The 12,170-nt window shown below is 71.5% G+C and carries 14 protein-coding genes and 1 pseudogene; 8 read left to right on the top strand and 7 right to left on the bottom strand.

Annotation, left to right across the window (positions count from 1 at the left end; translation table 11 throughout):
* On the bottom strand, window positions 1-381 hold a 381-nt coding region (locus AB0O00_RS03425), incomplete at its 3' end, for a hypothetical protein (RefSeq protein ID WP_363648404.1).
* On the opposite strand from AB0O00_RS03425, the gene AB0O00_RS03430 reads away from it, so the two are divergent.
* Window positions 365-1,297, top strand: coding sequence for a hypothetical protein (locus AB0O00_RS03430; RefSeq protein ID WP_363648405.1), 933 nt, complete (start codon window positions 365-367; stop codon window positions 1,295-1,297). The two genes, AB0O00_RS03425 and AB0O00_RS03430, sit on opposite strands and share 17 nt — an antisense overlap.
* Before the next feature lie 920 nt (window positions 1,298-2,217).
* Here the strand turns inward: AB0O00_RS03430 and AB0O00_RS03435 are convergent.
* From AB0O00_RS03435 to AB0O00_RS03445, 3 genes and pseudogenes are all read right to left on the bottom strand, one after another.
* Window positions 2,218-2,739, bottom strand: coding sequence for a DUF6584 family protein (locus AB0O00_RS03435; protein ID WP_363648443.1), 522 nt, complete (start codon window positions 2,737-2,739; stop codon window positions 2,218-2,220).
* Between the two features lie 77 nt (window positions 2,740-2,816).
* Window positions 2,817-2,995, bottom strand: a pseudogene (locus tag AB0O00_RS03440) (ISL3 family transposase); the annotation flags it as partial.
* A gap of 161 nt (window positions 2,996-3,156) precedes the next feature.
* Window positions 3,157-3,342: a hypothetical protein gene (locus AB0O00_RS03445; protein ID WP_363648407.1), complete on the bottom strand. Its 186-nt coding sequence runs from the start codon at window positions 3,340-3,342 to the stop codon at window positions 3,157-3,159.
* A gap of 236 nt (window positions 3,343-3,578) precedes the next feature.
* On the opposite strand from AB0O00_RS03445, the gene AB0O00_RS03450 reads away from it, so the two are divergent.
* Window positions 3,579-3,899, top strand: coding sequence for an EthD family reductase (locus tag AB0O00_RS03450; protein ID WP_363648408.1), 321 nt, complete (start codon window positions 3,579-3,581; stop codon window positions 3,897-3,899).
* On the opposite strand, the gene AB0O00_RS03455 is transcribed toward AB0O00_RS03450, so the two are convergent.
* The 3 genes from AB0O00_RS03455 to AB0O00_RS03465 all read right to left on the bottom strand — a co-directional run bounded on the left by AB0O00_RS03455 (window position 3,875) and on the right by AB0O00_RS03465 (window position 7,660).
* Window positions 3,875-4,294, bottom strand: a complete 420-nt coding sequence (locus AB0O00_RS03455; RefSeq protein WP_363648409.1) for an ATP-binding protein — start codon at window positions 4,292-4,294, stop codon at window positions 3,875-3,877. The genes AB0O00_RS03450 and AB0O00_RS03455 overlap by 25 nt on opposite strands.
* A 232-nt stretch (window positions 4,295-4,526) precedes the next feature.
* Window positions 4,527-6,935, bottom strand: coding sequence for an FtsX-like permease family protein (locus AB0O00_RS03460; protein ID WP_363648410.1), 2,409 nt, complete (start codon window positions 6,933-6,935; stop codon window positions 4,527-4,529).
* A complete protein-coding gene (locus tag AB0O00_RS03465; RefSeq protein ID WP_363648411.1) occupies window positions 6,932-7,660 on the bottom strand; it encodes an ABC transporter ATP-binding protein in 729 nt (242 codons plus the stop codon). Before AB0O00_RS03465 ends, AB0O00_RS03460 begins: the two co-directional genes overlap by 4 nt.
* Here AB0O00_RS03465 and AB0O00_RS03470 point away from each other — a divergent pair.
* The 6 genes from AB0O00_RS03470 to AB0O00_RS03495 all read left to right on the top strand — a co-directional run bounded on the left by AB0O00_RS03470 (window position 7,659) and on the right by AB0O00_RS03495 (window position 11,935).
* Complete coding sequence (locus AB0O00_RS03470; RefSeq protein WP_363648412.1) at window positions 7,659-9,002, top strand: histidine kinase; 1,344 nt, start codon at window positions 7,659-7,661, stop codon at window positions 9,000-9,002. The two genes, AB0O00_RS03465 and AB0O00_RS03470, sit on opposite strands and share 2 nt — an antisense overlap.
* Window positions 8,999-9,682 carry a response regulator transcription factor gene (locus AB0O00_RS03475; RefSeq protein ID WP_363648413.1) on the top strand — a complete coding sequence of 228 codons (684 nt, stop codon included), beginning with the start codon at window positions 8,999-9,001 and terminating at the stop codon, window positions 9,680-9,682. Before AB0O00_RS03470 ends, AB0O00_RS03475 begins: the two co-directional genes overlap by 4 nt.
* Before the next feature lie 56 nt (window positions 9,683-9,738).
* Window positions 9,739-9,918 (top strand): hypothetical protein, encoded by a 180-nt coding sequence (locus AB0O00_RS03480; RefSeq protein WP_363648414.1) that lies wholly within the window; start codon window positions 9,739-9,741, stop codon window positions 9,916-9,918.
* The gene (locus tag AB0O00_RS03485; RefSeq protein ID WP_363648415.1) at window positions 9,900-10,826 is read left to right on the top strand and encodes a hypothetical protein; all 927 of its coding nucleotides are present in this window, start codon (window positions 9,900-9,902) and stop codon (window positions 10,824-10,826) included. The genes AB0O00_RS03480 and AB0O00_RS03485 overlap by 19 nt, the downstream gene beginning before the upstream one ends.
* Window positions 10,827-11,050: 224 nt before the next feature.
* Window positions 11,051-11,563, top strand: a complete 513-nt coding sequence (locus tag AB0O00_RS03490; RefSeq protein WP_363648416.1) for a hypothetical protein — start codon at window positions 11,051-11,053, stop codon at window positions 11,561-11,563.
* 30 nt (window positions 11,564-11,593) lie between these two features.
* Window positions 11,594-11,935: a hypothetical protein gene (locus AB0O00_RS03495; protein ID WP_363648417.1), complete on the top strand. Its 342-nt coding sequence runs from the start codon at window positions 11,594-11,596 to the stop codon at window positions 11,933-11,935.
* The last annotated feature ends 235 nt before the right edge of the window (window positions 11,936-12,170 follow it).

The raw sequence follows: 12,170 nt of genomic DNA on the forward strand, positions 1-12,170 counted from the left end.
GGCGAGTGCGGCGATCGTGGCGGCGTTGCCGAGGACGGCCGCGCCGGCCTGGTGGAGGCCGAGGTCGTCGAGCCGGCGCACGGCGGCGTCGGAGAGTTCGAGGGCTTCGGCGAGGTCGCCGTGGTCGGCGAGGGCGATCGCGAGGACGGCCATCGTGCAGATCCGGGCCGGGCCGTCGTGGTCCCGGGTGCGGTCGGCGGCGCGGCGGGCGAGCGCGAGGGCCTCGACGGGCCGGCGCTTGCCGCTGAGCGCCCGTGCGGTGGCGGCCTCGACGAGGGCCGTGGCGACGGGGTCGCCGGTGCGGGTCGCCGGAGCCCGGCTCGCCTCCCGCCCCGGCTGGGCCCTGGGCGACCTCGTACTCGAGATGTCCGACGAGCGCACCGGCCTTGCCGCACTCGCCACCGGCGGCGCCCTCGGCATCGCCGCCGCACTCGGACGGAGCGTCCGTGCCCTGCCCGCCGAAGCCCGCCGCCTGTTCGCCCTCTCCGGCCTCCACCCCGGCGGCGCCCTCGACAGCGCGGCCGCCGCCGCCCTCGTCGGCGTCACCCGCGCCCGGGCCCGCGAACTCCTCGCCGAACTCGACGCGGCCCACCTCGTCGTCGAGGCCTCCCCCGGCCGCTTCCAGGGCGCCCGCCTCGCCTGCCTCTACGCCGCCGAACTCCCCGACGCCGACCGCGCCGACGCCGTCCGCCGCCTCCTCGACCACACCGTCGACGCGGCCACAGCGGCACTGGAGCCCCTCACCGGCGCCGTCCCGCCGCAGACCGTCTCCGCACGGGCCTTCGAAACCGCCGAACAGGCCCTGGAACTGGCCCACGCACTGGTCGGCGAACCGACCCGCCGGGTGGCCCAACGCGTCCCGGCGGAAGAACACCTGCTCGACCACCTGACCCGAACCCTGGCCACCGTCCGCCCCACCATCACCCCCGAACCCTCCCACCCCTCCGGCGAACCCGACCTCCTGGACCGCCTACTGACCGACCTCCTACGCGAAGCACCGCCCCTACCCGCCGCCGATGGCGCGGGCCGGGAGCGCCCTGCACAGAAAGTCGGCGGGTCCGACTTCCTGTGCGGGGCGTGGAGGTGCTCAGCCTCCTGGCCGCTGCTGGAGCCGCTGGACGGCCTATACGGCGACCCGGCACACGGGGCCTCGCAGTGTTCGGAGATCCCCCCCGCGCGGGCGCTCAGTGGCGCCGAGCCGACAGTAGGCCGGCATAAGAAGTCGACAAGTCCGACTTCCTGTGCGACCTGTGAGCCCTTTCACCAGCGCAGCAAAGGCCTCCAGCGCGCTGATTGACGGCTCGGCCGGGCTGAGTCAGTGGTAGTGGAGCAGGAAGTCGACAGGTCCGACTTCCTGTGCGAGCCGGTGGTCGCTCGCCGCGCGGGGATGCCTGCTGCGCCGGGCACCGCTGGTGTTGGGTGAGTTCCGCATCGGGCTCGGGCTCGCAGGTGAGTTGGGCCGGCGTCGGCCTGCGCAGGAAGTCGGCGGGTCCGACTTCCTGCGCGAGGTGTGACCTGCTCTGTGGCCCATGGGAGTGGCCTCCTACAGCGGCCGGAAACAGGGCGACCGCTTCGTTGATCCGACCCCGCACTGCATGGCGCGGCGAGTCCGTGGCCGCCACGCCGTCGTGAGGGTGCTGCGCCGCGTAGGCCCGTAGTTCCTCGATGCGGGTGTGTTGGGCCCGGAGTTCGGCCGGTTTGTCGCGTCCGTTGACGGAGGTGAGGTGATCGGCCGGGTTTGCAGCAGGGTTGTCGCCTCCTCGACCCGGCCTTGCCGTTCGCGGACGGCGGCCGGCAGTTCGACGGCGTTTCCGGGCTCGGGAGTTCCGAGTTCCACGGCCGGCCAGCGCCGGGCGGGTGCCGCGATCCTGGCCTCCAGCAGCTCGTACATCTCCTCCGCCCGCCCGTGCCGGGTGAGCAACTCGGCGTACGAGCGGGCTGCCGGCCACGAACAGGTTTCTTTGGTGGCGTTCATGATCGCGAACCCCACACTCCCTGGGCCTCCAGCCGGCAGGTGGAGTTGGAGTAGGAAGTCGGCCCAGCCGACTTCTCGTGCAGGTTGCGGGTGGTGGCCGGGGCGATCTTTGCCGGGACGGTGGGCTACTGGTGGGTGCTTGCAGTGGGGCGTCGGCTGGGTCGACTGTCAACGGACACGCCCGGATGGCTCTGTCGCGAGTTCCGTGAAAGCTCTCCGGGGACGGCGACGCCGGCGAAGGGTCAGAGCCACCAGCGAACGAAGGTGGCGACGCCGAGGGCTGCGAAGCCCAGAAGCATCAGACCGGCGAAGGCAAGACCGGCGAAGAACACCGAGTCGTCGTGGTCGGTGTGCTGGGCGTGGTCGCGGTGCTGGGCGTGATCACGCACGCGGTGCCAGTGGATCGGGCGGCCTGCCTGTACGGAGGCCGCCTCACGGAGCCCGGCCAGCCGGGCGCGGGCGGTCTCGGTCAGCGCTGCCTCCTCGGGATCGCGCCAGGCGAGGGCCACCATCCGGTCGAGTGGATCGGGGTGCCAGGCCTCGAAAGCCGCCGTCTCGGCCGGATCCCGGTCCGCGTCGAGATAGGCCCAGCGGCCTGCCTCGGCCGACTCGCCGTACAACCGATAGACCTCGGCCAGCCGCCGCCTGACCGTGAGGTCCGCCGGGTACGAGGCCACCAGGCCGCGCAGGCGTTGACGAGCGACGGGTATCCGGCCGGCGCGAAGGTCCGCGTCAACCTTGACGAGGGTGGTCTCAACTGTCACCGGAGCATCGTGACGGACGAAGAACTCCTGGTCAAAGGACATATCAGCCCGCTCGGACAAACGGTGCCCGGTGATCTTCAGGTCACGAGGAGTACGCGCTTGCGGAGGAGGTCGAGTCTCGCTCGGCCGTGCATCTGGCGCTTGATCATCTTGATCCGGTTGACGTGGCGACGTGGCACTCGACCGGGCCGGAGTTCCAGCGGAGCGTGAGGCCTGCCATGACGGCGTCCCGGTCCTTGCGCAGGCCGATGGCGAATCCGCGCAGTTCGGACGGACGACTGGCCTCGGCGTCCGCGGTCCACTGGTCGAGCTCCTCCTGGCCGGGGCCGCGCTGCCGGCGGTTGACGAGGATCGAGGCGAACCGCGCGACGAGGACGCAGGCATCATCCAACTCGCCGCAGCGGTTGCGCAGTTCCATCAGCAGGACTTGAGCGGCTTCGGACCGGTCCGGGCGATCAGGTAGGCGGCGTGGCCGTCCAGGCTGGGTTGTCGGCCGCCGGTGGGTCCGGCGCCGATCAGCTCCTCGGCGGTGTCGGCCCGCATGAACTTCCGCACGGTCTTCGGGTCCAGGCCCAGCTCGGTGACGATCTGGCTGTGTCCCATCCCCTTGTGCAGGACGGCCACAAGATCAGCAACAGACACCCACCGTGATCGACAAGCGTCGAGGTCCGCGGGCGGCTTTTACGGAACTCGCGCCAGAGCCGCCCGAATCCCTCTTGGCGGATATCTCGTCTCCTTTCTGGCGGACAGCTGATCTCCCTGCGCGGTGTGACTGATTGTCACCGGTCCGGGCTATCGTGCTGCCGGGCAGTCACCGCCCACCGTTGGAGGGAGAAGAGATGGCGACGAGAGCGCGGTTCCTCGTCCTGTGGGGCACCCCGCAAGACCCTGCGGAGTTCGAGCGCCACTACCGTGATGTCCACATCCCATTGGCCCGGAAGCTGCCGGGGCTTCGGCGCTATAGCCTGAGTCGTAACGCCATGCCTATCCGTGGTGGCGATGCGTACTACCTGGTGGCTGAGCTGGACTTCGACGACATCACGTCCCTGCGGGAGGCGTTCGGGTCGCCCGAAGGTCGGGCGACCGCGGCGGATGTGGCCGTGCTGGCTGCGGGCGCCAGTGTGCACAGCATGGTCTACGAACTGGAGGACGTTGGCTGAGCTGCACCGGCTGGTGGTGGTGCGGCCTGCCTCGGGCGAGCGGGACGACGCCCTTGCCGGCGGTGGCCTGCGCGAGGCGGAGGCTGGTGCCCTCCGGTCAGCACGATGTGCGCGTGGTGCAGGAGCCGGTCGACGGCCGCGGTGGCCAGTGTCTTCGGCATGATCGAATCGAATCCCGACGGATGAAGGTTGCCGGTCGCCACCACCGAGCGGCGCTCGTGGGCCGCGGCGATCACGCGGTCGAACGCCTCGGCGGCGGCCTGCCCGCAGGGCGGCATGCCGATGTCGTCGACGACGACCAGGTCGCATCGGGTGGTCTTGTCGACGGTGCGGGTGACAGTGGGTCCGGGACCGCGCCGCCGAGGACGGCGGACCCGTGCCAGTGCCGTGGTCACCAGCGCGGTGAACAGGGCGGTGAAGGTGGGGTGCACGTCGTCTTGCGGCCGCAGTCGGCCCAGGCCGAAGTTCCCGGTTGGACCGAGTGCCACTCGTCGCAGAAGACGAGGTCGGAGGGGCGGGCGCCGGTCGCGCGGTGGCACACGATCGACAACAGCTCGTCGTCGGCGAACCGGCCGGCGGCCGCGGCGACCAGCGGCTCTGCTCGGTCCTACTCGCTCCTGTTCGGTCCTACTCGGTCCGCAGCGCGGTGGCGGTCCGCGACCGGGCCGCCCAGCCGGCCGGCAGCAGTGCCCCGAGCAGGGCGATCACGATCCCGCCGGCCAGCAGGGGGATGAGCAGCCCGGCGGTGTAGACGTGGGACACGCTCGGCGGCAGGTGCCGGCCGATCGCGTTCCCCATCGGGGTCAGCGTCGCCTTCTCCACCGCGACCCCGAGTGGGACTCCGATCAGCCCGGCGATCAGGCCGGTGAGTGTCACCGAGGTCAGGACCATCGCGATGGTCTGCTTGGGTGTCATCCCGAGGGCCTTGAGGGTCCCCAGATCACGGACCCGCTCCCGGGTGTCCTGCACCACCATGCTCAGCACCCCGAGCGCGGCGACCGCCGTCATCATCAGCGTGAGCGTGGCCACCAGGGCGCCCATGGTGAGCACCACGATGTTCTTGCCCCCGCCCGAGTTCGACTGGACCGAGGCGTTCAGCGGGGTCAGCGCGGCGGCGGCCGAGGCGGACCAGGCCGATCCGCTGACGTTCGAGGCCAGCTCGACGTTGAACTGGTCGATGTGCGGGGTCAGACCGGCAGCGGTGAAGCCGGCCGCATCCGTCATGACGGTGTAGTCGCCCTGGCCGATGTCGAAGTTGATGCCGACGACCTTCAGCGACAGGTGCTTGTTCTGCTGCACCACGGCGACGTCGTCACCGACGTGGATCCCCACCGCCGTGGCCAGCTTGTCGCCGACCACGGCCTCGCCGGGCGCCGAGTACCAGCGGCCGGACACCAGCTCCATGTTGGTCCAGGAGAAGTCGCCGGTGACCGTGAACACCTTCGCCGGTTCGCCGCCGGGCGGGGCACCGACCATGGTCGCGCCGCTCTCGCCCCAGCCGAACGCGGCCTTCGTGCCCGGGGTCCCGGCGAGCGCGGCGGCCACCTTGGCGGCGTCCAGGTGCGGGTTGCGCGGGTCGTTGGGGCCGTAGAGGCCCCAGGGCACGCCCACGTCGGCGGTGGGTATCACGAGCTCCGACGCGACGGCGAAGCCCGAGGTGCTGACGTCCAGGTACCTGTTGAACCCGGTCTCCAGCCCCACCGCGAACGTGGCACTCACCACGCCGAACAGCACCGCCGCACCGACCAGTACGGCCCGGGCCGGCCGGGCGAACGGCTGGGCCAGACCCAGCGACACGGCCCGGGGCAGCGGCAGCCGCGAGGCCAGACGCTGCGCCGCCTGACCGCCCCCGGCCTTGGGGGCGCGGCCGACCACCAGGGCCCGCACCGTCGGCATCCGGCCGGCCCGCAGTGCCGGGATCAGAGCCGTGACGCCGACGATCAGCAGGGTGCCCAGCGGCACCACGGCGCTGACCCACAACGGAATCGTGGCACTGGCCGCGCCGAGCTGCCGGGTGGCCCCGCCCAGGATCGGCACCGCCAAGAGGTTGCCGAAGACCGTGCCGAGCACCAGGCCGAACGTCGCCGGGATCATGGCCTGCGCGGTGTAGGCACGGGCCACCTGCGAAGGGGTGAAGCCCAACGACTTCAGAATCCCGATGCGCCGGATCCCCGAGGCCACAGCCCCGCTGACCACGATCGAGATGATCAGCACCGACATGAACAGCCCGAGGATCCCGAAGCCGACCAGGAACGGCACGTAGGCCTTGGCGTTGCCGGTCACCTGCTGCTCCGCGGTCAGGTACGACTGCCCGCCCTCGACCGCGCCGGCCGGCGCGGCGGCGGCCACCGCCTGCTTGTCGGTGGCGATGTCGGCGGCGGTCCCGGCCGTGGTGAACCGGTAGAGCATCTGGACGTCGGACTTGGCACCGGCAGCGGTGAGCCGCGCGAAACCGTCGGCGGTGGCGAAGGCGGTCGCGCTGCTGGTCACCGAGTTGGCGAAGCCGACCACCCTGAACGACGGCTTGCCCGGCAGGGAGGAGAACACCACCGAATCGCCGAAGCAGTCGGCGGCATAGTGCTGCCACGGCAGGGCGATCTCGCCCGGGCTCGTCGGCCAGCGCCCCTGGGTCAGCGCCAGCTGGTCCATCCCGGAGGTGCTGCCCAGGTCGGGCCGGGTGGTGACGGTGATCGGACCGTTGTCGTGACCGGCCCAATCCTTCTTGGCGCAGTCCATGCCGATCGTCGTGTCCAGGGCGGCGGCGACCGGGTACGGCCCGGCCGCCTCGGTGACGCCGGAGGCCTGAGCGGTGGCGGCGGCCTGCGCGGCCGTGGCCTTCGAACCGTCGAACTGGACCGCCAGGTGCGCCCCGTGCCGAGCACTGAAAGCGTGCTCGAACGGCGCCTGCACGACAGCCAGCAGACCGAGGGAGAGTACTGAGGACGTCACCGCGGCGAACGTCGTCAGGGCCATCACGAGGGACTGGATCCGACGCCGGCCCACGCCGGAGCGTACGACCTTGCCCAGGGCGCTCATCGGACCGCTCCCGCCGAGCTGTTGACGGTGGCGCTGCCGGCCGCGTTGACCACGTCCCGGGCCACCGCGCCGTCCACCAACTCGATCGTGCGGCGCGCGGTGCTCGCGGCCAGCTGCACGTCGTGGGTGACCAGCAGGATGGTCTGGCCCTCGCTGTTCAGGTCCAGCAGCAGCTCGCGCACGTCCTCGGCCGAGCTCGAGTCCAGCGCGCCGGTCGGCTCGTCGGCCAGCAGCAGCGCCGGCTTGTTCATCAGGGCCCTGGCCACCGCCACCCGCTGCCGTTCCCCGCCGGACAGCCGCTGCGGATAGGACTTGACATGCCGGTCGATGCCCAGCGAGTCGAGCAGCTCGACGGCCCGCCGCTTCGCTTCGCCCTTGCCCATCCCGGCCAGCTGCGCCGGAACCATGACGTTGTCCAACACGGTCAGGTCGTCCAGCAGGTTGAAGAACTGGAAGATCATGCCGATGGAGGCCCGGCGGTACTTCGCCGAACCGGCCTCGCCGAGCTGGTCGACGCGGATGCCGTCGACGGTCACGGTGCCGCTGGAAGGCTTGTCCAGACCCGCGATCAGGTTCAGCAGCGTGGACTTGCCACTGCCGGAATGGCCGAGGATCGCCACGCACTCACCAGCCGCCACGGACAAGGTGACGCCGGCCAGTGCGGGCGGGCCGTCGTCGTACTTCTTTGTCGTGTCGCGGAGATCGATCATCGGTGCATTCGTCATGACCATGAACCTAGGAACGGACCACGATCCACCGCGTCGGCCGGCGGATGTCACCTTTTCCCAGGTCATCGGCCCGGGGGCGTATCCGGCGTACATCCCCGGGGCGACGCGCAGAGCCGATGCCACTGAATACGATCTTCATATGGAACAGCTTCTCCAGCGTCTCTCGACATCGAAGCGCGTGACCGGGCTGACGTCACAGGCCGTGGTACTGGCCACCGCCTGCTCGTACGCGCTGATGCTCCCCTTGACGATGCCGACCCCTGAGTACGGCCTGTTCCGGTTCCCCGACCTCGAGCCCGCCCAGACGATCGGTCTGTACATCGTGCTCGCCCTGCCGGTTCTGCTGGTGCGCCGTCTGCCGGCGGCGGTCTTCGCGGCGGTCCTGGGCGAAGCAGTCCTCGGCGAGGCCTTCGGCGCGCGGCCCTCGATCGTGTTCGTCCTGCTCGTCGGCTTGGTCGGGTACCTCGCCGTCCGGCGGCCGAAGGCTGCCGCCGTCGGCTCCGTCGCGGGCGTCGCGGCCGCGCTCGTCAACGACATCCACACCCGCGAGCAGTCCGTCAGCGACGCGGTCCAGTGGGCCGGGGGGTTCGCGTTGTGGTTCGCGGTCGCGTGGGTCTTCGGCGGGGTGTACCGCAAACGCCGTGAATACCTCGAAGCCCTGCAGGAGCAGACCGCGGCCCGCGTCGTCATGGCCGAGCGGCTGCGGATCGCCCGCGAGCTGCACGACAGCGTCGCGCACAGCATCGGGATCATCACGGTGCTGTCGGGAGCGGCGGCGCGGGTCGTGGAGACCAAGCCCGAGCAGACCCGGCAGGCGCTGACCGGCATCGAGACCACCAGCCGGGAGACCCTGCTGGAGCTGCAGCGCATGCTCGGGGCGCTCCGCCGCGCCGAGCCCGACGACGCCATGCCGCAGGCCGCTCCGCTGGCGCCGGCCGGCAGCCTGGCCGACGTCCCGCAGCTCGCCGAACGCACGGCGGGCGCCGGGGTGCGGGTTCAGGTGACCTGGCGGGGCGAGCGGCGTCCACTGCCGCCGGAGATCGAGCTGTCGGCGTTCCGGATCATCCAGGAGTCGGTGACGAATGTGGTGCGGCATTCCAGGGCGCGGACGTGCCGGGTCGCGGTCGGTTACGAGCCGGAAGGAGTGGCGATCGAGGTGGTGGACGACGGGGACGACGGTCTCGGCGGGCCGGGCCGTCCGAGGCCCTCGGCAGCGGCGGGCGGGAGCGGCTTCGGCCTGCTCGGCATGCGCGAGCGGGTGACGTTGCTGTCCGGCCAGTTCAGCGCCGGCCGGCGTCCGGAGGGCGGATTCCGGGTGGCGGCTAGGCTCCCGGTATGAGTGTGCGAGTGCTGCTGGTCGACGACCAACCGCTGATGCTGGTCGGGCTCGGGATCCTGATCGGCGACACCGACGACCTGGAGGTGGTCGGCGAGGCCGGCGACGGCCGCGAGGCGGTGCGCCTGGTGCGTGAACTGCGGCCGGACGTCGTGGTGATGGACATCCGGATGCCGGGCATGGACGGGATCGAGGCGACCCGGCAGGCGACCGCCGAGCCGGACCCGCCCAAGGTCCTGGTGCTGACGACCTTCGACGACGACGAGTACGTCTACGGCGCACTGCGCGCAGGGGCCAGCGGATTCCTGCTCAAGAGCATGGCCCTGGACGCGATCCTGGAAGCGATCCGCGTGGTGGCCGCGGGCGACGCGCTGATCGCGCCGAGCGTGACCCGACGGCTGATCGCGGACTTCGCCGGAACGTCCGGCCCCGCGGCCCCCGAACCGGACGCCGGGCCCGCCGCGGACGCGAGTCCCATCGCGGGGATCACCGACCGGGAACGCGAGGTGCTGGCACTGGTCGGACAGGGACTGTCGAACACTGAGATAGCCGAGCGGCTGGTGATCAGCACGGCGACCGCGAAGACCCATGTCGCGCGTCTGTTCGCCAAGCTCGAAGCTCGGGACCGCGTCCACCTGGCGATCATCGCCTTCGAAACCGGACTCGTGCCGCGTAGACGGTAGGGACAGATGGTAGGGGGGCGAAGATCAAGGCGATCCGCGCGGTCGGCGGCGACGTCATGGCCTCGTTCGGCGGCTGGGACGGTGCCAAGCTCGGCGAGAAATGCGCGGACTCCGCCCAACTCGCCGCCGCCTACCGGAAGGTGATCGACGCCTACCAGCTCAAGGCGCCGGTCTGCGGATCTTCGTCACCTTCAGCGCCGAGCCGAACGGCCCCGACGTGTCCGGCGCCGACCTGATCGCCCGTGCCGCCAAGGCCGGTGTGGAGGTGGACGGTTGGGCGGTCATGCCGTTCGACTTCGACAACCACCCGGGCGCGATGGTCGACGCCACCGTCTCCGCCGTCACCGGGCTTCAGCAGACCCTCGTCCGCGCCTACGGCTACGACGCGGACACGGCGTGGCGGCACTCCGGACTCTCCTCCATCAACGGGCACTCGGACAGCCCGGACGAGGTCGTGAGCCCGGCGGACTTCCGCGCCATGCGGGACTTCGCCGCCGCGCACCACCTCGCCCGCTTCACCTACTGGGCCGTCAACCGGGACCGCTCCTGCGCCGGAGCCTTCACCAAGGACGCCGCCTCGGCCTGCGGCGGGATCCAGCAGGACCCGTACGCGTTCACGAAGATCGTGGCGGGCGGCCACGTCGACTCGACGGCCTCCGGGCCGGCTGGGCCTTCCGGTGACGGTTCGCACTGCCCGGGTACGACACCGGAGCCCGTCGTCACGACCGCGAAGCCGGCCGACGACACCGGCCGAGCCGAGCGGCCCGGCCACCACGACGGCCACGGCTCCCGCCACCGCCCGGCCGATGGCCGCCGCGACGCAGGGTCAGACGCAGGGGCAGACGCAGGGTCAGATCACGCCCACCACCTCGGCTCCGGCGCCCACCCACTCGACGGCCGCCGCCGCCGCTCCGGCCCCCACCGCCGACGGAGACACGCACAACGGTCAGTCGCTCGCCTCCACCGGCGGTGGCGACGCGACCAGCGTGCTGGTGGAGGGCACCGGGATCCTCCTCCTGCTCGGCGGCGGCTTCGGCATGGTCGGCACGCGGCGGCAACGGGAGGCGGAGCGGGCGTCGGCCCGGTAGGAGACCGTTGGCTGCTGCCGGGAGGTCGGGTTGGTCTCCTGGCAGCAGCCTCGTAGGTATGCGGGCAGCGGGGACGCGCCACCCTGCTCGGGGGGCTGGATCACCCCCGCCGGCGATCTGCTGCTTGACCACGACGTTCACGCGTTCACTCAGCGGCACCCCGGCCGGTCCGCCGACCGGGTTTCCGACGGCGCGTCGGCGTCCGCGTCCCGCGGGCATGCGGCCGGGTGTGCGGAAAAGGGGTCGACAGGTGCGTTCGGGGGCCCGGTAGGGTGCGGGAGTGGACACGGAACTGGCCTGGCAGGTCGCTGAGTTGCGGTGGCGGTGCGGTACGCTCGCCGGGTTTGTCGCGAGTTGTACGGATGTCGAGGGGCGCGCTCGTGAGGCGGCGCGGCTGGCCGGGGAGGCGTTCGGCGCCGACCCCGGTGATCTGGCGGCGCTTCAGGTGATGCACGACGTGCTCGCGGGCTGGGCCGAGGAGCTCGGGGACCACCCGCACCGGCCCACCGACCGGCGGCCCGACGAGGCGGACCGGCGCGTCCGTGACCACCTCAAGGACGTGCTGCGCACGCATCTGCCGGTCGCGACCCGCGACCGTGTGGCCGCCGTCCAGCTGTCCCTGGACGTCGACTTCGACGTGCTGCGCCGGCTGGGGACGCTGTCCGGCCAGGAGCGCGAGGACGTCCACTACGTCTACGGCCGCGCCACGGCAGCTCTCGACCTCGGTCACGTGCAGGAGGCCGAGCGCGGGGCGAAGCGCCTCGACGACCTGCGGCGCCGGCACGCCGGTTAGGGCCGCCGGTTCGGCGGAGAGGGGAACGGCATGACGACGAGTCCGCTGCCGCTGGAGCTGCGCGAGGGCATGCAGGTCTGGTCGTACCGCGTTTCGCACCGGACGCTGGTGTTCCGCAGCTTCTGGCAGCAGGGGAGGGACACGGCCACGGAGGTCGAGTTCGTCAGCGTCCTGGCCATGAAGACGCGGTCGGGCTACCGGGACCTGGTGATCCGGGAGGTGCAGTCCGATCCCGAGATCGAGCAGCTGGTCGACGTGCCGACGCCGGTGTCGTCCCGGTACCTGAGGCTCCAACTCCTCGCCGAAGGCGTGCCCTCGGGGTTCGTCGTGTGTGGAGACGTGCGGGTCCGTGAGGTGCGGGTCGACGAGTGACGCCGTGTAGTACGCGGGGGCGCCGCCGACCTGCTGGACCGACGTCGAGTCCGGCACGTACACGGACAGGGCACACGCAGCGGATCCCGCCCCGACGTCGAAGGTCCACAGCGCGTACGTGCTGTTGTCGTCCTTGGTGCGGTCCCCGGACATCGGCATCGCGTCGTACTGCCCGTCGCAGGAATTGCCGCTGTAGCCGCCGCTGTTGACGGTCACCCAGCCGTCCGGGCCCTGG

The sequence above is a fragment of the Kitasatospora sp. NPDC093558 genome, assembly GCF_040683475.1.
Classification (GTDB): domain Bacteria; phylum Actinomycetota; class Actinomycetes; order Streptomycetales; family Streptomycetaceae; genus Kitasatospora.

Excerpts from the sequence above, each read along its gene's own strand:
- AB0O00_RS03430 (WP_363648405.1), top strand. The coding sequence starts at position 365 with ATGTCCGACGAGCGCACCGGCCTTGCCGCACTCGCCACCGGCGGCGCC.
- AB0O00_RS03445 (WP_363648407.1), bottom strand. The coding sequence starts at position 3,342 with ATGGGACACAGCCAGATCGTCACCGAGCTGGGCCTGGACCCGAAGACC.
- AB0O00_RS03450 (WP_363648408.1), top strand. The coding sequence starts at position 3,579 with ATGGCGACGAGAGCGCGGTTCCTCGTCCTGTGGGGCACCCCGCAAGAC.
- AB0O00_RS03460 (WP_363648410.1), bottom strand. The coding sequence starts at position 6,935 with ATGAGCGCCCTGGGCAAGGTCGTACGCTCCGGCGTGGGCCGGCGTCGG.
- AB0O00_RS03470 (WP_363648412.1), top strand. The coding sequence starts at position 7,659 with ATGACCATGAACCTAGGAACGGACCACGATCCACCGCGTCGGCCGGCG.
- AB0O00_RS03465 (WP_363648411.1), bottom strand. The coding sequence starts at position 7,660 with ATGACGAATGCACCGATGATCGATCTCCGCGACACGACAAAGAAGTAC.
- AB0O00_RS03475 (WP_363648413.1), top strand. The coding sequence starts at position 8,999 with ATGAGTGTGCGAGTGCTGCTGGTCGACGACCAACCGCTGATGCTGGTC.
- AB0O00_RS03480 (WP_363648414.1), top strand. The coding sequence starts at position 9,739 with ATGGCCTCGTTCGGCGGCTGGGACGGTGCCAAGCTCGGCGAGAAATGC.
- AB0O00_RS03495 (WP_363648417.1), top strand. The coding sequence starts at position 11,594 with ATGACGACGAGTCCGCTGCCGCTGGAGCTGCGCGAGGGCATGCAGGTC.